Below are 23,217 nucleotides of genomic sequence, written 5' to 3'. Positions count from 1 at the left end.
AGAGTAGACGTGTCAAGTAAAAAGATCGCCAATATATATCCGTTATCTCCCATGCAAGAGGGAATGTTATTTCATTCCCTCCTGGACGAAGGAACAGAGTCCTATTTTGAACAATTGCGATTTACCATTAGAGGACTCATCGATCCAGCTCTTCTCGAACAAAGCTTAAACGCGCTGATCGAGCGACACGATATTCTCCGAACTGTCTTTATCCTTGAAAAGGTTCAAAAGCCGCGACAAATTGTACTCAAGGAAAGAAAGACAAACGTGCAGGTGATAGATATCACACACCTCTCTGAAGACGAGCAAGCTGTCTTTTTGGAGGACTTTGCTAAAAGAGAACGTCAGAAAAACTTTGATTTGGCAAAAGATGTGCTCATTCGCCTCACTCTTGTCCAAACCGCTTCTGATGCCTATACACTGATCTGGAGTCACCATCACATTTTGCTTGACGGCTGGTGCATTCCGATTGTGTTACATGACTTTTTCCAAATCTATCAACAATTAAAAGACGAACGACCAGTAAATCTCGGCCAAGTTTATCCGTACAGCACGTACATAAGCTGGTTAGGGGAACAGGATGCAGAAGAGGCAAAAGTCAACTGGTCACGGTATTTAAGTAGCTATGAGCCGAGCACATTTATTCAAAACCAGGGTACCGGAATCAAATACAATCAAGCAGAGCTGGTCTTCACGATTGGTCAGTCGTTGACGAGCCACTTGAATAAAATCGCAAAACAATTGCAAGTGACTGTAAACAATCTCTTTCGTACCATCTGGGGTCTCATGTTGCAGCGCCAAAGCAATATCGATGACGTTGTATTCGGATCGGTTGTCTCTGGCCGTCCAATCGATATCCCGAATGTCGAGCAGATGGTTGGACTTTTTATCAATACCATACCTATCCGTGTTCAGATGAGAGAGAATCAAACGTTTTCTGATCTGGTGAAACAAGTACAAGAAGAGTCGATTTCGCTGGAAAAATATCATTATCTTTCCCTCGCGGACATTCAGAAAAATCAACAACTGATCGATCATATTATTCTGTTCCAAAACTATCCGATGGGCGCAGAGCTTTTGACCCGTCTGAACCAATATAACCAAGAATTCACTCTCACAAATCTGCATGCTTTTGAACAAACCAACTACGACCTAAACATAATGGTCACCTCAGACGATACCCTCACAGTTACGTATATATACAATGCATCCGTATTTACGGAAGATCAACTCCAGCACCTCAACCAACAACTCACAACGATCATGACGCAAGTGACAAATACACCGGATATCCTTCTAAAAAATCTAGAAGTGGTAAATTCCGAAGAGAAGCACCTTCAGCTCCATACTTTTAATGATACATATCGCAATTATCCTATTGATTATCTGATTCACCAGATTTTTGAAGAGCGTGCAGAGAAACAACCACACTTCATTGCGCTGGTCATGGGAGAGCAAAAGCTAACTTATCGTGAGCTAAACGAAAAGGCTAATCAACTTGCTACATTTTTACGTGCAAAAGGGGTCGGACCAGAAAGTATTGTCAGCTTGCTCACAGAACGCTCACCGGAAATGATCATTGCCATTCTTGCGATTTTTAAAGCAGGCGGAGCATATTTACCAATAGACCCGACTCATCCGAAGGAACGCATCGAATACATTTTACAGGATAGCGGCAGTGTGCTACTTCTTACAAAAAAACGCTTTTTAGAGACAATTGATTTTGCAAATCGGATCTTTGATCTAGAGGCGGAGGAGCTTTATCAGGGAGCACCGGGTAATCTTGCGAATGTTGTCCAAACGAGTAATCTTGCATACGTCATCTATACATCGGGTTCGACAGGCAAACCGAAAGGCGTCATGATCGAGCATGCGAGTCTATTGAATCAAATCTTCGCACTGCAAGAGAAATATCCGCTACAAGAAAAAGATGCGTATTTGTTAAAAACGACCTATACCTTCGACGTATCTATCGCAGAAATCTTCGGCTGGATTCCCGGCAACGGCAGACTGGTGATTCTCGAACCTGGCGCGGAGAAAGAACCTGACAAAATTTGGGGATTCATTGTAAATTATGACGTAACTCACGTCAATTTTGTTCCATCTATGCTCATTCCTTTTGTCGAGTATCTAGAGGGGCGAAAAGAGAGAAACCGCCTGCGATACATCATGGCTGCCGGGGAAGCAATGCCGAATGATCTTGCGCCAAAAGTATATAACGTATTGCCAGAAGTGAAAGTGGAGAACATCTATGGTCCGACCGAAGCTACGATTTATGCTTCCTGCTACTCACTCACGGTAGACTTGATAGAAAATCCTGTGCCTATTGGAAAGCCATTGGCCAACTATCAAATGCATATCGTCAATCAGTATGGTCAATTGCAGCCAATCGGAGTTCCTGGTGAATTATGCATTGCCGGAGCTGGATTGGCGAGAGGATATCTAAATAATGAAGAATTGACGAACGAAAAGTTTGTTCCCCATCCGTTTGAAGCAGGCAAACGCATGTACCGTACAGGCGACCTGGCTCGTTATCGCAAGGATGGAAACATCGAATACCTCGGACGTATTGACCATCAAGTGAAAATTCGTGGCTTTCGGATTGAGTTGAACGAAATTCGTAACCAGTTGATTGAAGAAGAATCGATTCGTGATGCAGTGGTAGTGGCACACACAGATCATAACAATCAAGCGTATCTATGCGCCTATATCATCGCCGATCAGGTGTGGACTGTTGCCTCATTACGTACACTGCTTCGCGAAACGCTGCCAGATTACATGGTTCCGTCTCATTTCATTCAAATGGAAGAGTTCCCACTGACCTCGAGCGGCAAAATTGATCGCAAAGCTTTGCCACTCCCAGATGGCAATGTGCAAACAGGCAACGCGTACAGTGCGCCGCGCAATCCAATTGAGGAATTGCTCGCCCGGATTTGGGAGGAGGTTCTTGGTGTATCACAAGTCGGGATCCACGATAACTTTTTCGAATTGGGAGGGCATTCGCTTTTAGCGACACAATTGCTGTCCCGTACATCCAAACTATTTCAAACTCAGCTTCAGATGCGTGAGATTTTTACCTATCAGACGGTAGCAGAATTGGCTGAACGTATTCAATTCACTCGCCAAGGTGCGGAGCCGATAAAGCAAAGTCCGATAAAACCGCTTTCATTGGACAGTTCTCAAGAGTTACCGCTGTCTTACGCCCAACAACGTCTATGGTTCCTTGATCGGCTTATTCCGAATAGCGCCATGTACAACATTCCGGTCGGATTCCATCTGCGTGGAGCAGTCGATACGAATGTAATGGAACGTGCTTTGAATGAAATCATCAAGCGGCATGAATCCCTTCGAACAACGGTTAAGGACATAGAAGGACGAGCGGTTCAAGTAATTCATTCAAATGTACATTTGTCACTTCCTGTCACTGACCTACGCGACATGCCAGCAGCGGAAAAAGGCGCTATATGGATGAGTAAGGTGGAAGAAGATGGCGCGACTCCATTCCAACTGGATCAATGGCCGCTGATGAGAGCAGCGTTGATCCGACTGGAGGAACAAGAGTCCGTTCTCTGGATGAATATGCATCACATCATCTCAGACGGTTGGTCTATGGATGTAATGGTAAACGAGCTAAGCACAGTGTATGAAGCATTCGTCAAAGAAGCAGAAGTACCGCTTGCCGATTTACCCATTCAATATCGCGATTACGCAATCTGGCAACGAGAGAACTGGCAAGACAATGTATGGGAGCAGCAGCTCAGCTATTGGAAAAAGAAACTGGGCCAGAGTGAACCACTTTTGCCACTTCCGACGGATCGCCCACGGACAGTCGTGCAAAGCTATCGCGGTGACAATTATTCTTTCTTCGTGCCAGGTGAAGTGGGGCAAAAGCTACGCGAGCTTGGGCGACAAGAAGGCGCGACACTGTTCATGACGCTCTTAGCGGCATTCAAGCACTTCGTGTACCGCTATACACATACCACAGATATTCTGATAGGCACACCTGTTGCGGGACGTAATCGTCAGGAAATAGAAAACCTAATCGGGTTCTTTGTCAACATGCTGGTTCTTCGTACTGACCTGTCTAACGAGCCTACATTCGTTGAGCTGTTACGACGTGTTCGTGAGACGGCATTTGATGCTTTTGCCAATCAGGATATTCCTTTTGAAAGATTGGTCGATGAATTACAAATTGAGCGCAGTCTTAGCTATTCGCCGCTATTCCAGGTACTTTTCTCCGTACAGGGAATGTCAACGGGTGTACGGAAAGGCGAGACGATATCCATTACACCTAATGAAGTCAATCTCAACAAGACGACCAAATTTGATTTGACTCTCACTATGATTGAAGACGAGGATTACGGATTCAAGGGTGTGTTTGAATACAGCACAGATCTATTTGATCGTACGACGATTGAGCGCATGGCTGAGCATTTCCGCAATCTTTTGCAAGCTATTGCGACCAACCCAGCACAGAAAATAACGGAAGTGGAACTGTTAGGCGATGTAGAACGAGATCAGCTACTCGTCGGTTGGAATGATACTGAGGTTGATTATTCCCGCGATCTTTGCGTGCACGAACGTGTTGCCCAACTGGCACAAACGTTGCCTGATCAGATTGCCGTTTCGGGTGAGCAAGGTGCAATCACCTATGCAGACCTGGATGCGAAGGCCAATCAGCTCGCTCATCTCTTGCTAAAACAAGGGGTTGGCTCGGAAGACTTGGTAGGAATCTGCGTGGAGCGTTCCATCGAGATGGTGATCGGTCAACTCGCGATTCTCAAAGCAGGTGCCGCTTATGTGCCGATGGACCCTGCATACCCCCAAGAACGACTCGCTTTTATGATCAGGAACTCACAGATGTCATTGGTCTTAACCCAAGAGCGGTTGGTAGGTGCATTACCAAAAGACGCTGCAACGTTCCTTTGCTTGGATCGAGATTGGCATGTCATTGCTGAGATGAGTTCGGTTGCGCCAGCGGTTACGGCCAAAGCAGAACAACTCGCCTATGTCATCTATACGTCAGGTTCTACAGGAACACCAAAGGGAGTGGAGATCGAGCACGGATCACTCTTGAATCTAGTCAATTGGCATCAGCGAGCGTACAACGTAATCGCTGCGAACCGTGCATCGCAAATAGCAGGTACAGCTTTTGATGCTTCGGTGTGGGAGATTTGGCCGTATTTGACGGCAGGTGCTACGATTTGCCTGCCACAGGAAGAGATTCGTCTCGTACCGGAAAAACTGCGTACTTGGTTAGTCGAATCAGGCATCACAATAAGCTTTTTACCAACGCCTTTGGCAGAGAGCCTGCTTACCTTGAATTGGCCAGCCGACTCAGCATTGCGCTACATGTTGACGGGTGGTGATACCTTGCACCATTACCCGTCTGCGAATGTACCGTTTACGTTGGTAAACCAATACGGACCAACAGAAAATACTGTCGTTGCTACTGCTGGCATCGTGCCCGTGCAGGGAGAACGAGAAGCGGCTCCTTCCATTGGACGTCCCATTGACAACGTATCTGTCTATGTACTCGACGCAAGCAGAAAGCCTGTGCCTGTAGGAGTTGTCGGGGAACTTTACATCGCGGGGAAAAGCTTAGCACGCGGCTATCTGAACCGTCCTGATCTGACGGAAGCCAGCTTTGTACCCAATCCGTTCTCTACAGATGAAGGGGCACGGATGTATCGCACTGGCGACTTGGTTCGCTATTTGGTAGATGGCAATTTGGAGTTTATTGGACGCGCCGATGATCAAGTAAGCATTCGGGGATTCAGGGTTGAGCTGGGGGAAATAGAGTCGGCCTTGTATGCACATTCAGCTGTTTCGGAAGCAGTGGTGATCGTCAGGGAAGACTTGACGCCTGGAGTGAAACGACTGGTGGCTTATGCCGTGCTTCATGAGGGAGAAGAGGTACAGACGAATGAATTGCGTCAGTCTTTGAAAGATAGACTTCCAGACTACATGGTGCCATCTGTCATCATACTGATGGATGCCCTGCCTCTCACTCCAAACGGAAAAGTTGATCGCCGTGCTTTGCCGGTACCCGATGCCTTGCGAGCTCAATGGGAAGATTGCTTTGTTGCCCCACAAACAGAAATAGAACACAAGCTGGCCGAAATCTGGCAAGGAGTTCTAGGTGTAGAGTCAATCGGGATTCACGATAACTTTTTTGAACTGGGCGGCGATTCGATTCTGACTATTCAAATTGTGTCGCGTGCCAATCAGGCGGGTATCAGATTTACACCAAAGCACTTGTTTGACTCTCAAACATTGGCAGAATTGGCTGCAAGTGTCGTTGTTCTTGAGGATGCACCACAAGTGCAAATGGAGCAGGGTGTTGTTACAGGCGAATTGCCTCTGACACCCATTCAGACGTGGTTCTTTGAGCAGGAAATTTGCCATGTAAACCACTGGAATCAATCTGTCATGCTTGCTGTGCGTGAAGAGATGGATGCAAGTTTATTGGCAAAAGCTTTTGCGACGATTCTTGCTCACCATGATGCCTTGCGCCTGCGTTTTCGGAACGTCAACGGAAAATGGGAGCAATATCATGATGTCGTTTCGGATGAGGACGTGTTTCAGGTAGTAGATTTGACAGCTGTACTTGAAACGGACATAGAGGAACAAATGCAAGCCATTGCAGACCAGCTACAAGAAAGTCTGGATATCGAAAAAGGACCATTGCTTCGTGCTGCATACTTCCAATGCGGGGCCAAACAGCGTCTGTTCATTGCGATTCATCATCTCGCTGTCGATGGTGTTTCTTGGAGAATTATTCTGGAAGACTTGCAAATGGCCTATCAACAATTGACAGGGTTGCAACAGCTGAATTTGCCTCAGAAAACGACTTCTTTCAAGCAATGGTCGGAACAGTTGACACAGTACGCAGAGCAAAGCGTAGTCGACGAATACTGGGCGAATCTGGATACAAGTCATGTACTCAACCTGCCTGTTGACCATCCAAATGGAAAGAACACAGAAAGTCTGGCCGTTCAAGTAAAGATAAAACTGGATGTGGACGAGACTCGTGCCTTATTGCAGGAGGTACCAGCCGCTTACCGTACTCAGATTAACGACGTGTTACTCAGTGCTTTGATCCGAGCCTATAACAACTGGACGGGGCAAGAGACACTCTATGTTTCAGTGGAGGGACACGGGCGTGAAGAGATCATCGATGGCGTGGACATTTCTCGTACAGTAGGCTGGTTCACAATCATGTACCCGGTCTTGCTGGAAATGGAGCCAAAGACGCCTTGGGGTTCCCTGATAAAATCAGTCAAAGAACAATTGCGCACGATTCCTGACAAAGGGATTGGCTACGGCATTCATCGTTATGTAAGCAAAGATGAACAAACGTTAAATACCCTGCAAGCTTATCCGCAACCTGAGATTAGCTTCAATTATTTAGGACAATTTGATCAGGATCAAACGGCTGATTCTTCCTTGTTCCAGATCATTCCGAACTGGTCAGCATCAAATCTGAGCAAGGATGAAGCCCGACTCCATAAACTTGATTTCCAGAGCATGGTGGCGGGAGATCAGTTAGAAATGACCTGGACGTACAGCGGCGATATGTACGAACAACAAACGATTGAAGAGCTTGCTCGTGACTATGTGCAATCATTGCAAGCGATCATTGCCCATTGTCGCTCTGAAGAGGCAGGTGGCTATACACCATCCGATTTCGCATTGGCAGAGTTGGATCAAAAAAGCCTCGACAAGTTCATCGGAAACAATCGTCTGATCGAGAACATTTACACGCTCACCCCGTTACAAGAGGGGATGCTGTTCCACTCACTTTATGAGCAAGAAGGCGGGGACTACGTCGTTCAACTGGTCGTGAATTTGGATCACTTGAATGTGGCGATGTTTTCAGAAGCATGGCAAAAAGTTGTTGAGCGTCATGCCATCCTCCGAACCTCCTTCTTATGGAGCGGATTAGAAAAACCACATCAGGTTGTTCATACAAAAGTAAAAGCACATGTCGAACAACTGGACTGGAGTCACTTAACGAAAGAAAAGCAAGAAGCGAACTTGCAAACCTATCTCGAACAAGATCGCAAGCTAGGCTTTGATCTCGCTCACCCGCCATTGATGCGGTGGTCGTTGATTCGTCTAGATTCGAAAACCAGTCAACTCGTTTGGAGCTTTCACCATATGTTGTTGGATGGTTGGAGTACACCGATCGTCCTTAACGATTGGTTGGCCTATTATCAGGCATCTGTTGATGGTACCGAAGCAAAACTGTCTGTCGCTCCTCCGTTTTCCTCTTATATTGCCTGGTTAAAGCAGCAGAGTCTTGAGGTATCAGAGCAGTATTGGCGAAATCATCTGCGGGGCTTCCGAATACCAACTCCCCTTAGCATGGGGAACCCGGGTGGAAGGGCTGTGCAACAAAAAGAATACGCAGATCATATGACTCTTTTATCGAAGGAAACAACTGCGAGTCTGCAAACTTTTGCCCGTAGGCATCAACTGACGATGAATACGCTGGTCCAAGGTGCGTGGGCCTTGATTTTAAGTCGTTACGCAGGTGAGTCGGAAGTGGTATTTGGGACAACCAACCTGGGACGTCCTACAGATTTGCGTGGAGTGGACTCCATGGTGGGTCTGTTTATCAATACTCTGCCTGTTCGCGTACTTTTCTCGGAACAAATGACGGTGATCGACTGGCTGCAGAACATCCAACAGGAACAGAGTGAGATACGTCAGTACGAGTTCACGCCGCTCGTTGACATTCAAAGCTGGAGCGAAGTGCCACTTGGACAGGCGTTGTTTGACAGCATACTCGTTTTCGAGAACTACTTGTCTGGTGCAAAAACAAATGCCAATACAGACATGTCGCTAAACGCAATCAAAGCAGTTGAGCAGACGAACTATCCATTGACATTGGTGGCAGCGCCTGGCGAAGAGCTAATGCTCAAGCTGATTTATGAAACCAATCGATTCGAGCAGTTCACCATGGATAAGGTATTGGCTCAATTGATCAAAGTATTAGAGTCAATGATGGCTCAGCCTACGGAACATCTCTCTACCATTTCATTCATCACAGACGAGGAACGCCACAAGCTGGTAGTGGAATGGAACGCAACGGAAACGGAATATGCTCGTGACGCAGTGATGCACCAACTATTTGAAGCACAAGTAGTCGCAACACCGGATGCCGAGGCTTTAATCGTCGGAGAAGAAAGACTGACGTACGCGGAGCTGAACCGACGAGCAAACCAGTTGGCTCACTATCTGCGTGCGCAAGGCATCGGCCCAGAGGTCTTGGTCGCTGTTCTTATGGAACGTACGACTGAGATGATCGTAGCGATGATGGGTATTCTCAAAGCTGGCGGCGCGTATGTACCGATTGATCCCGCGTATCCACAGGAGAGAATCGGCTATACGTTGGAGGATTCGCAAGCGGCGATCCTGTTGACCCAAGAAAGCTTGCTGTCGATGCTGCCTGAACATCCAGCACAAGTGATCTGCCTGGATCGTGACTGGGAGCTCATCGCGGAGCAAAGCGAAGAGAACCTGCCAAATTTGGCGTTACCAACGAGCCTTTCCTATGTCATTTACACCTCGGGCTCGACAGGTCTGCCCAAAGGGGTAGCGATTCAGCACAGCAGTGTCCTTGCCTTTATCGCCTGGGCGAAAACCGTCTTTTCGGCTGAAGAAATGAGTGGGGTGCTCGCCTCCACTTCCATCTGCTTCGATTTGTCTGTTTATGAAATATTCGTGACCTTAAGCTACGGCGGGAAAGTCATCTTGGCTGACAACGCCTTGCATGTACCGAGCCTGCCAGCAGTCAACGAAGTGACCTTAATCAATACCGTTCCATCTGCGGCGAAAGAACTGGTGCGGATGAACGCGATCCCGTCGACGGTACGAGTGGTCAACCTAGCTGGAGAGCCACTGCCAAACACATTGGTGCAAAGCCTATATGCACTGGAGCATGTCGAAAAAGTCTTTAATCTTTATGGTCCGTCTGAAGATACGACCTACTCCACGTATGTACAGGTCACCAAAGGCGCCACGTCAGAACCGACGATTGGCCGTCCTTTGTCCAACACACAAGCGTATATTCTTGATACCAACCTACAACCTGTACCATTGGGCTTACCGGGGGAACTGTATCTTGGCGGGGAAGGATTGGCTCGCGGGTACCTGAATCGCCCAGAGCTGACGGCAGAACGTTTCTTGTCCAATCCATTCCACGCTGACCCGCATGCACGGATGTACAGCACTGGCGACTTGGTCCGTTATCTCCCAGATGGAGAAATCGAGTATTTGGGGCGAATTGACCATCAGGTAAAGATTCGCGGCTATCGGATCGAGTTGGGAGAGTTGGAGGCTGTCCTTCGAACCCATCCAGCTGTCAAGGAAGCCGTGGTGATGGCAAGAGAAGACAAGCTGGGTGACAAACGTCTGGCAGCGTATGTGACGACAGAAGAGGAAAGTAGGGAAGACGGCACTGACTTTGCGGCATGGGCAAAAGCAAAATTACCGGAGTTTATGGTTCCATCAGTCTTTGTCTGGCTGGACGCTATGCCACTCACACCGAACGGCAAGATCGACCGGAAGCAACTGCCAGAGCCGGAGTGGGGGCAGATGGCTTCTACACAAGAGTATGTAGCGCCACGCACCCAAACGGAGGAGCTGATAGCCACGAGCTGGTCGCACGTACTCGGGATCGAAAAAGTTGGGATTCATGACAACTTCTTCGAGTTGGGCGGACATTCTCTCTTAGCGACACGGGTCATTTCCCGTCTTCGTGACATGTTTGCAGGGGAAGTACCTATCCGTACACTTTTCGAAAACCCAACCGTTGCAGAACTGTCCGAAGCACTCGGAAGCTTTTTGCAAGAAACAACCGGAGCTTCGATCGTACCTGTTTCACGGGAAGGTCAACTGCCATTGTCCTTTGCGCAACAACGTCTGTGGTTCCTGGATCGTCTGATGCCAAACAGCGCCTTGTACAACATCCCGTCCGCGATGCGATTGCACGGGGATCTGAAACTGGAGGCTTGGAACAAGAGCTTGCAGGTACTGATCCAGCGCCACGAAAGCTTGCGGACAACCTTTGACCACGTCAATGGGCAAGCCGTTCAAATCATTCACCCTTACCAAGAGCAGTCGCTACGTGTAATCGACTTGAGCGAGCTACCAACGGACGAGTGTGAAGCAGAAACACAGCGTCTGGCAGGAATAGAGGCAGCTACGCCATTCAACCTGAGCGAAGGTCCGTTGTTCCGTACCACCTTGATTCGCATAAGCGAGCAAGAGGCCGTCTTCTTATTTAACATGCACCATATTATTTTCGATGGCTGGTCTATCGGTATTTTCATCAAAGAAATGCGAGCACTGTACGAGGCATTTGTTCACGGCAAAGAACCTGCATTAGCTGATCTGACATTGCAGTACGCCGATTACGCTGTATGGCAACGGAAGTGGATGGAAGAAGATGTGCTTACGCAACAGCTAGCGTACTGGAAAGAAAAGCTAGTCGATGCCGAACCACTATTAGCTTTGCCGACAGATCGTCCGCGTCCAGCCGTTCAAGGCCACGTTGGCGCGATGCATACCATTACACTTTCAGCTGAACTGTTAGCAAAGTTGAATTTGCTCAGCCGTGAAGAAGGATCGACGCTGTTCATGACACTGCTGACTGCCTTCCAAACTTTGCTCTACCGCTACAGTGGACAGGAAGACATCCTCGTCGGAAGCCCGGTTGCAGGACGAAATCGGGAGGAGACCGAGTCGCTCATCGGTTTTTTCATTAATACATTGGTGCTACGTACGGATCTGTCAGGAGAACCGACATTCCGTGATTTGCTGGCGAGAGTGAAAGAGACGGCGCTCGAAGCTTATGCTCATCAGGATCTTCCGTTTGAAAAATTGGTCGATGAACTAGCGCTAGAGCGTAGTCTCAGCTACTCGCCGCTGTTCCAAGTGATGTTTGTCCTCCAAAACTTCCAGCTAGATTTAGACGAAAAGGCTGGCATTCGCGTATCGGAATTCGATATGGACAAACACCTCGTCACCGCCAAGTTCGACCTGACGTTGACGATGACAGAAAGACAAAACGGATTGATCGCAACGTTTGAGTACAATACAGCGCTGTTTGATGAAACGACGATTGTGCGAATGTCACAGCACTTCCATCACTTACTCGAAGCCATCGTTCAGATGCCGGAGCAGACCATTACTCAATTGCCGTTTTTGCCTCAGGCAGAACGGGAGCAATTGCTTGTGGAATGGAACGACAGCACGACGGCTTACCCACGGGATCAACGTGTGGATCAATTGTTCCAGCAGACCGCGATGCTTTACCCGAATCGCATAGCATTGGTAGCGGGAGACCAGAGCCTCACATACTCCCAGTTAGAGACACGAGCCAACCAAGTAGCGAACTACCTGCAAAAACAAGGCGTTCGCTCAGGTTCACTCGTCGGTATCTGCGTGAAGCGTTCTCTCGAAATGCTGATCGGGGTGCTCGGGATTCTCAAAGCTGGTGGGGCTTATGTACCGCTCGATTCGGATTATCCAAAAGAACGTTTGGCCTACATGATGGACGACGCGCAAGTCACTGTTTTGCTCACGCAGGAGCAGCTTCTATCGTCACTTCCATCTGGAGAGCATACCGTGATTTGTCTGGATCGCGACTGGGCGATGATTGCCGAAGAAAGTGAACGTGCACCTGACATTGACACCACAGCGGAAAGTCTCGCTTACGTGATCTACACCTCTGGTTCTACCGGGTTGCCAAAAGGAACGCTTGTCATCCATCGAGGCATTGTCCGTCTCGTCAAAGAAACTGATTACGTGACGATCACAGAACAGGATGTTTTCCTGCAAGCATCGACGGTATCATTCGATGCGGCGACCTTTGAGATTTGGGGCAGCTTGCTGAATGGGGCAAAGCTAGTGCTGATGCCACCTGATCTACCTTCCTTGGAAGAGTTGGGACAGGCCATTCAGAAGCATAAGGTTACAACGCTTTGGCTGACAGCGGGACTGTTCACACTGATGGTGGATCATCACAAAGAATACCTGACGGGGGTTCGGCAACTGCTCGTGGGTGGAGATGTCGTCTCGGTTCCTCACGTAAGAAAAGCGTTGGAAATCGAAGGACTAACGATTATCAACGGGTACGGTCCAACGGAAAACACGACATTCACCTGCTGCTATCCGGTCACGGAGTTGCCAGAGACGAATAGTTCTTTCCCGATTGGCCGTCCCATCAAGAATACGACTGTGTACGTTCTTGATGGCAAAATACAGCCCGTCCCGATTGGCGTAACAGGTGAGCTGTACATCGGTGGAGATGGTCTGGCTACAGGATATTTGAATCGTCCTGATTTGACGGAAGAACGTTTTGTACCCAACCCGTTCTCAACCGATCCGCAGGCACGACTCTATCGAACGGGTGACTTGGTTCGTTATCTGCCCGATGGTCTTATCGAATTCATCGGCCGAATCGATAATCAGGTGAAAATCCGCGGATTCCGTATCGAGCTGAGTGAAGTAGAGGCAGTTTTAGCCAAACACCCAGATCTTGTCGCATCCGTTGTCATTGTTCGAGAAGATGAACCGGGCAAGAAACAGCTCGTAGCTTATGCGGTCAAAGAAGCGGAGCAAGAAATGGATACAGCCGAACTGCGCAAGCACTTCAAAGCACATGTTCCGGATTATATGGTGCCATCTGCTTTCGTCATGCTGGATGAATTGCCGCTTACGCCAAACGGGAAAGTAGACCGTAGGGCCCTGCCAAAACCTGACTATGCGAACACAAGTGATGAGCACTACGTTGCACCACATACCAATATCGAGCGCAAACTGTCTGAGATTTGGCAAGACGTTCTCAGAATCGAAGAAATCAGTATCAACTCCAACTTCTTCGAACTCGGAGGAGACTCGATCCTGAGTATCCAAATCGTCTCTCGGGCTAACCAAGCAGGGATTCGTCTTACACCTAAACAGATCTTTGAAAACCAAACAATCGCTGAACTGGCAGCTCTCGTTTCAACCACTGGAAACGGGGAAAACGCTATTCAACTGGCGGAGCAAGGCATTGTGACCGGAAATGTGTTGCTTACACCAATCCAGAAGTGGTTCTTTGCCGCAAATCAACCGTCTATCCATCACTGGAATCAATCCTTCTTGTTGACAGTCGAGGAACCGGTGGATACGGACGCATTGGAGCGTGCCATTACCGAGTTGCTTGCACACCACGATGCTTTACGCATGCGTTATACCAACAACGACGGTTTATGGTCACAACACATCGAGGGCTTGGGCGAACCTGCACCTTTCGATTTGGTTGATTTGACTGACATCTCACCAGAGGAACAATTCGCGCGATTGGAAGAAATTGCAGGCGAGAAGCAGGCGAGTCTGAACATCACAGAAGGCCCGATGTTCCGAGCAGTGTACTTCCACCTTGGAAAAGAACGCGCGGGACGACTCCTGCTCGCTATTCATCACTTGGTAGTCGACGGGGTATCCTGGCGCATTTTGCTGGAAGACTTGCAGGCGGCTTATGAGCAAGCTGTAAATGGTCAGGCGGTGCAATTGCCGTCAAAAACGACCTCGTTTAAGGCATGGGCTGAACAGTTACACGCTTATGCCAACTCTGATGCGCTCGAAATGGAAAAAAACTTTTGGACAAATCAAGCATATGAAGTGGAGCCACTTCCTGTAGACCGTACGTATGAGTCAGCCCAAAACACCGAGGCATCCACGAAACAGATTACACTTACGCTGACCGCCGAAGAGACGCGCAACTTGCTTCACGAAACGCTCCCTTCCTACCGGCTGCAAATCAATGACGTATTGCTTGCTTCCTTAGCAAAAGCACTGACTCGATGGACAAGAAAAGAGACGATGGTCGTACTTCTGGAAGGGCATGGACGCGAGGAGATTATCGAAGGGGCAGATTTATCCCATACGGTTGGCTGGTTCACAAGTATGTACCCGTTACAGATCTCTATCGAGCAAGAAAAAACTTGGGGACATACGCTGAAGACAGTCAAGGAACAGCTCCGCCAGATTCCAAATAAGGGTGTTGGCTATGGGATTTTGCGCTATCTAAGTGATGATCTTGAACTACACCACCACCTGAACGCCCAACCGAAACCGCAAATCAGCTTCAACTATCTTGGGCAATTTGATCAGACGGTGGCGGTTTCCTCTACTTTTGGCATAGCGTCTGAATGCAGTGGAGCCAATCTTGCCCCTGATTCGATTCGAGAGAACTTGCTAGATATCATTAGTGCGGTTACAGGAGATCAGCTACACGTCACCTGGTTGTACAACGAAAACATCCATGACGAACAGACGATTGCGGCGGTTGCTGATGATTACATGGAAGCACTGCGAGAGATTATGTCTTACACTCAATCGGCAGAAGAAATCGGCTACACACCGTCAGACTTCCCACTGGCTAATCTAAATCAGCAGTCTATCGACAAATACATCGCTTCGGATCGTCAGATCGAAAGTGTATACTCGCTGACTCCACTGCAAGAGGGGATGCTGTTCCACTCTCTGTATGAACAAGAGGGTGGCGATTATGTTGTACAGTTCCTCATGACAATGCGAGATATTAGCTTGGAAGCATTCGAGCAGGCATGGCAGAAAATAGTCGACCGTCATTCGATTCTTCGTACCTCCTTTATATGGGAAGGTTTGGAACAACCGCATCAAATTGTCCGAAAACAAGTAAAAGTAAGCATAGATAAAATCGACCTACGCCATGTGGATGTCGCTAAACAGGAAGCTGAAATCCAAGCGTACATGGAAAAAGACCGCGTGCGAAACTTCCAGTTTAATCAGGCGCCATTAATGCGTTGGACATTGTTTTCCACAAACGATAATACGTATCGCTTCTTATGGAGCTTCCATCATATCTTGCTAGATGGCTGGAGTATGCCACTTATCTTGCAAGATTGGCAGGCAAGTTACCAAGCGATCTATAGAGGCGAAGAAGAAAAATTAGAAGCAGTCCAACCATTCAGTCGCTATATCGCATGGATCAATAAGCAAGATAAGCAAGTTGCAGAGCGCTATTGGCGTGAGCAGTTAAAAGGTTTCTACGAGTCAACACCACTTGCTATAGGAAAAGCAGGCAGTCATGCCATACAGCCTAAAACCTACAGAGATCGAACCGTTTACTTATCCAAGGAAGTAACGGCCCACCTGCAAGCTTTTGCCCGCAAGCAGCAGTTGACGCTAAATACGTTAGTACAAGGGGCATGGGCACTCATCCTGAGCGGTTACAGCGGATCAGACGATGTTGTCTTTGGAACGACAGTTTCTGGTCGTCCAGCAGAGCTGCCAGGAGTGGAAAACATGGTAGGACTCTTTATTAATACGTTACCTGTCCGCGTCATGTTTGATCCAAGCCAAACGATACAGGAATGGTTACAACACTTGCAAAAGACACAATTAGACATCCGCCAGTATGAATACACACCACTTGTAGACGTCCAAGGCTGGAGTGAGGTTCCACATGGACAATCGTTGTTTGACAGTATTCTCGTTTTTGAGAACTACTTGAACAGCACGAGTGAGGATTCAGATTCTGGGGTGTCGCTGAGTGAAGTCCAAGCAGTGGAGCAAACCAATTACCCACTGACATTGGTGGCGGCTCCTGGCGATGAACTTGCTCTCAAATTGATCTATGAGCAAGGGCGTTTTGATACGGAAGTGATTGTTAAAGTATTAGAACAGATGTCGCAGGTTTTACATGCCCTAACTGCACAAGCGGAACAGCCGCTGACTACACTTTCATTTATTACGGATGAGGAACGCCACAAGCTGGTAGTGGAATGGAACGCAACGGAAACGGAATATGCTCGTGATGCAGTGATGCACCAGCTGTTTGAAGCACAAGTAGTCGCTACACCGGATGCCGAGGCTTTAATCGTCGGAGAAGAAAGACTGACGTACGCGGAGCTGAACCGACGAGCAAACCAGTTGGCTCACTATCTGCGTGCGCAAGGGATCGGTCCAGAGGTCTTGGTCGCTGTTCTCATGGAACGCACGACTGAGATGATCGTAGCGATGATGGGGATTCTCAAAGCTGGTGGGGCGTATGTACCGATTGATCCCGCGTATCCACAAGAGAGAATCGGCTATACCTTGGAGGATTCGCAAGCGGCGATCCTGTTGACCCAAGAAAGCCTGCTATCCATGCTGCCTGAACATCCAGCACAAGTGATCTGCCTGGATCGTGACTGGGAGCTTATTGCAGAGAAAAGCGAAGAGAACTTGCTCAATCTGGTAGAGCCAACGAACCTTTCGTATGTCATTTACACCTCGGGGTCGACAGGTCTGCCTAAAGGGGTAGCGATTCAGCACAGTAGTGTCATTGCCTTCATCGCTTGGGCGAAAACTATCTTTTCGGCTGAAGAAATGAGTGGCGTGCTCGCTTCCACTTCCATCTGCTTCGATCTGTCTGTCTATGAAATATTCGTGACCTTAAGCTACGGCGGGAAAGTCATCTTGGCTGACAACGCCTTGCATGTACCGAGCCTGCCAGCAGTCAACGAAGTGACCTTAATCAATACCGTTCCATCTGCGGCGAAAGAACTGGTGCGGATGAACGCGATCCCGTCGACGGTACGAGTGGTCAACCTAGCTGGAGAGCCACTGCCAAACACATTGGTGCAAAGCCTATATGCACTGGAGCATGTCGAAAAAGTCTTTAATCTTTATGGTCCGTCTGAAGATACGACCTACTCCACGTATGTACAGGTCACCAAAGGCGCCACGTCAGAACCGACGATTGGCCGTCCTTTGTCCAACACACAAGCGTATATTCTTGATACCAACCTACAACCTGTACCATTGGGCTTACCTGGGGAACTGTATCTTGGCGGTGACGGATTGGCTCGCGGGTACCTGAATCGCCCCGAGCTGACAGCAGAACAATTCTTGTCCAATCCATTCCACGCTGACCCGCATGCACGGATGTACGGCACCGGTGACTTGGTCAGGTATCTCCCAGATGGTCAAATCGAGTATTTGGGACGAATTGACCACCAGGTGAAGATTCGCGGCTATCGGATCGAGTTGGGAGAGTTGGAGGCTGTCCTTCGCACCCATCCGGCTGTCAAGGAAGCCGTGGTGATGGCAAGAGAAGACAAGCTGGGTGACAAACGTCTGGCGGCGTATGTGACGACAAAAGACGAAAGTAGCGAAGAGGCCACTGACTTAGCGGTCTGGGCAAAAGCAAAATTGCCAGAGTTTATGGTTCCATCAGTCTTTGTCTGGCTGGACGCTATGCCGCTCACACCGAACGGCAAGATCGACCGGAAGCAACTGCCAGAGCCGGAGTGGGGGCAGATGGCTTCTACTCAAGAGTATGTAGCGCCACGCACCCAAACGGAGGAGCTGGTCACCACAATCTGGTCGCATGTGCTCGGTATCGAAAAAGTCGGGATTCATGACAACTTCTTCGAGTTGGGTGGGCATTCTCTCTTAGCGACACGGGTCATTTCCCGTCTTCGTGACATGTTTGCAGGAGAAGTACCTATCCGTACGCTTTTCGAAAACCCAACCGTTGCAGAACTGTCCGAAGCACTCGGAAGCTTTTTGCAAGAAACAACCGGAGCTTCGATCGTACCTGTTTCACGGGAAGGTCATCTGCCATTGTCCTTTGCGCAACAACGTCTGTGGTTCCTGGATCGTCTGATGCCAGACAGTGCCTTGTACAACATCCCGTCCGCGATGCGATTGCACGGAGACCTGAAACTGGAGGCTTGGAACAAGAGCTTGCAGGTACTGATCCAGCGCCATGAAAGCTTGCGGACAACCTTTGACCACGTAGATGGGCAAGCCGTACAAATGATTCACGCTTACCAAGAACAGTCGTTACGTGTAATCGACTTGCGGGAGCTACCAACGGACGAGTGCGAAGCAGAAACACAGCGTCTGGCAGGAATAGAGGCAGCTACGCCATTCAACCTGAGCGAAGGTCCGTTGTTCCGTACCACCTTGATTCGCATAAGCGAGCAAGAAACAGTCTTCCTTTTGAACATGCATCACATCATCTCTGACGGTTGGTCGATGGGAGTATTCATTCGCGAATGGTTCACCTCCTACGAAGCGATTAGCCAAAACGATATACCAGCATTGGCTGATTTACCTGTGCAGTATGCTGACTACGCGGCTTGGCAACGCGAGTGGCTCCAAGGTTCGGTATTAGACGAACAACTTTCTTACTGGAGTGGAAAATTAGGTGGTGCTGAACCGCTTCTCACCTTGCCGACAGACCGTTCACGTCCTGCTGTACAAACGTACGAGGGAGCGATTTACTCAACGACGCTCGCAGGTGAACTTCTCGACAAATTACAAACACTTAGCCGTAAAGAAGAATCGACGCTGTTCATGACCTTGCTGGCTGCCTTCCAAACTCTTCTCTACCGCTACAGTGGACAGGAAGACATCCTCGTCGGAAGCCCTGTCGCAGGACGCAATAGACAAGAGACGGAACAATTGATTGGATTCTTCATTAATACATTGGTGCTCCGTACGAACATGTCAGGGGAACCGACATTCCGTGACTTACTGGCAAGAGTGAAGGAGACGGCGCTAGAAGCCTATGCCTATCAGGATCTTCCGTTTGAAAAATTGGTCGATGAACTGGCGCTAGAGCGTAGTCTCAGTTACTCGCCGCTGTTCCAAGTGATGTTTGTCCTCCAAAACTTCCAGCTAGATTTAGACGAAAAGGCTGGCATTCGCGTATCGGAATTCGATATGGACAAACACCTCGTCACCGCCAAGTTCGACCTGACGTTGACCATGGCAGAAAAACAAGATGAACTGATCGCAACGTTTGAGTACAATACAGCGTTGTTTGATGAAACGACGATTGTGCGAATGTCACAGCACTTCCATCACTTACTTGAAGCCATCGTTCAGATGCCGGAACTAACCATTACTCAATTGCCGTTTTTGCCTCAGGCAGAACAGGAGCAACTGCTTGTGGAATGGAACGACACCACGACGGCTTACCCACGGGATCAACGCGTGGATCAATTGTTCCAACAGACCGCGATGCTTTACCCGAATCGCATAGCAGTGGTAGCGGGTGACCAGAGTCTCACTTACTCCCAGTTAGAGACACGAGCCAACCAAGTGGCTAACTACCTGCAAAAGCAAGGCGTTCGCCCAGGTTCACTCGTCGGTATCTGCGTGAAGCGTTCTCTCGAAATGCTGATCGGGGTGCTCGGGATTCTCAAAGCTGGTGGGGCTTATGTACCGCTCGATTCGGACTATCCAAAAGAACGTCTGGCATACATGATGGACGATGCTCACGTTACTGTTTTGCTCACACAGGAGCAGCTTCTACCATCACTCCCACCTGGAGAGCATACAGTCATTTGTCTGGATCGCGACTGGGTGATGATGGACGAAGAAAGTGAACTGGCACCTGACATTGACACCACAGCGGAAAGTCTCGCTTACGTGATCTACACCTCTGGTTCTACCGGGTTGCCAAAAGGAACGCTTGTCATCCATCGAGGCATTGCCCGTCTCGTCAAAGAAACAGACTACGTGACGATCACAGAGCAGGACGTTTTCCTGCAAGCGTCCACGGTATCGTTCGATGCGGCGACCTTTGAGATTTGGGGCAGCTTGCTGAATGGGGCAAAGCTAGTGCTGATGCCACCTGATCTGCCTTCCTTGGAAGAGTTGGGACAAGCCATTCAGACGCATAAGGTTACGACGTTTTGGCTGACGGCGGGACTGTTCACACTGATGGTCGATCATTACAAAGAATACCTGACGGGGGTTCGGCAACTGCTCGTGGGTGGAGATGTCGTCTCGGTTCCTCACGTAAGAAAAGCGTTGGAAATCGAAGGGATCACGATTATCAACGGGTACGGTCCAACGGAAAACACGACATTCACCTGCTGCTATCCGGTCACGGAGTTGCCAGAGACGATTAGTTCTTTCCCGATTGGCCGTCCCATCAAGAATACGACTGTGTACGTTCTTGATGGCAAAATGCACCCCGTCCCAATTGGTGTAACAGGTGAGCTGTACATCGGTGGAGATGGTCTGGCTACAGGATATTTGAATCGTCCTGATTTGACGGAAGAACGCTTTGTACCCAACCCGTTCTCAACCGATCCGCAGGCACGACTCTATCGGACTGGTGACTTGGTTCGTTACCTGCCAGATGGCCTCATCGAATTCATCGGCCGAATCGATAATCAGGTAAAAATCCGCGGATTCCGTATCGAGCTAAGTGAAGTAGAGGCAGTTTTAGCCAAACACCCTTCACTTGCCGCATCCGTAGTCATTGTCCGTGAAGATGAACCAGGAAAGAAACAGCTCGTAGCTTATGCGGTCAAAGAAGCGGAGCAAGAAATGGATACAGTCGAACTGCGCCAACACTTCAAAGCACATGTTCCGGATTATATGGTGCCGACCGCTTTCGTCATGCTGGATGAATTGCCGCTTACGCCAAACGGAAAAGTAGACAGAAAAGCACTTCCAGTCCCTGTCTATGATCGCAGCCAAGATGTTCATTCGTTTGCACAGGCTACGAGCCTAATCGAACAAAGACTGACGGAAATCTGGTGCGCTGTTCTCCGAATGGATCGCATCGGCATTCACGATAACTTTTTTGAGCTTGGGGGCGACTCCATTCTCAGCATTCAAATCGTCGCGCGTGCAAACACAGCTGGCATCCATCTAACTCCGAAAAATCTTTTTGACCATCAAACGATTGCAGAGTTGGCAAAGGTTGCAGGCCATAGCACGAAAATGGAAGCAGAGCAAGGAATGGTAACAGGTGAAGCTCCACTATTGCCGATCCAAAAATGGTTCTTCGAGCAAGAGCAACCAACACCACATCACTGGAACCAATCGATGCTCCTGCAAGTAAATGAGCAATTGGACGAAGAGCATCTGGAGCGAGCCATTACCCAACTGCTCACTCACCACGACGCGCTACGCCTGCGTTATACCTACACAGATGGACAGTGGAAGCAGACACACGCAGAAGTCGAATCGGAAGGTTTGCTCATGCTGGAGGATCTTAGCATGGTCTCGCCAGCTCAGCACATGAGAAGAATCGAAAAACTTTCACACCAAGCACAAGCGAGCCTAGATTTAGAAAACGGACCGCTCATGAAGATCGTGTACTTCGATCTCGGATATGATCGACCGGGTCGCTTGCTGATTGTCATCCACCATTTGGCGGTAGACGGCGTATCGTGGCGAGTTCTGATCGAAGACTTGCAAACGGCATATAGGCAAGCTGCTGAAGGAACAGAGATTCAATTGCGAGCAAAGACAACCTCCTACAAGGCATGGGCAGTAAAAATGAATGAGTACGCATCTTCTGAACGTATTGTCGCTGAAAAGGAGTACTGGATAACTGCAGCAGACGAGATGGTCTCCTTTACACCGCCAATCCATGACGGTGAGTTGAACACAGAAGGGAACTGCCGGACGATTACGATTTCACTGGAAGAAGAAGAGACGGAAACCCTGTTACAGAAAGTACCGTCCCGTTATCGCGCGCAAATCAATGATGTTCTATTGACCGCGTTAGCATTGGCACACGCTAAGTGGACGGGAGAACAGTCCCTACTAGTCAACCTAGAAGGTCACGGTCGAGAAGAATTGTTCTCGGAGGTCGATCTCTCCCGCACGGTCGGCTGGTTTACGTCCATGTATCCACTCCTGATTCGACTGGATCAGAACATGACTCAGGAAAATGCGCTGGTAATAGTCAAAGAGAAGCTTCAACAAATTCCGAACAAAGGCCTTGGATACGGCATCCTGCGCTACCTGACGAAAGATAACGAGGTGTCCGAAAAGCTAGCGGCTATTCCGCAACCACCGATTAGCTTCAACTATCTGGGACAATTCAATCAGGCGGGAGAAGGAGATTCCCTGTTTGGATTTGCGACAGGAGAAAGAGGCTCCAACATCAGTCCGGACAACAGAAGGGCTCATCTGATTGATGTGGTAGGGGCAGTCACAGGAGGCAAGCTGAACCTAAGCTTCCTATACAGCGAGACATTGCATAGTGAAGCGAGCGTCGAGACTTTCGCCCATCAGTTCACGGAAATCCTGCGTTCACTGATACAAGCGGAGAAACAAAGCTATAGAGTCGAAGACTTCGAGGATGCAGACTTGAGTCAGACGGAGTTAAACAAGGTTCTCTCCAAGCTGAAGAAAAGAAAGGGGAATTAA

At 48.8% G+C, this 23,217-nt stretch carries 1 protein-coding gene; it reads left to right on the top strand.

Annotated elements, in window-relative coordinates; translation table 11 throughout:
* Positions 1-9 precede the first annotated feature (9 nt).
* Positions 10-23,217 carry a linear gramicidin non-ribosomal peptide synthetase LgrB gene (gene lgrB, locus HP399_RS31025; RefSeq protein WP_255653594.1) on the top strand — a complete coding sequence of 7,736 codons (23,208 nt, stop codon included), beginning with the start codon at positions 10-12 and terminating at the stop codon, positions 23,215-23,217.

Source organism: Brevibacillus sp. DP1.3A, from assembly GCF_013284245.2.
Classification (GTDB): Bacteria; Bacillota; Bacilli; order Brevibacillales; family Brevibacillaceae; genus Brevibacillus.
Note: the sequence above shows the minus strand (reverse complement) of the source record. Positions and strands in the feature narration are given on the sequence as shown.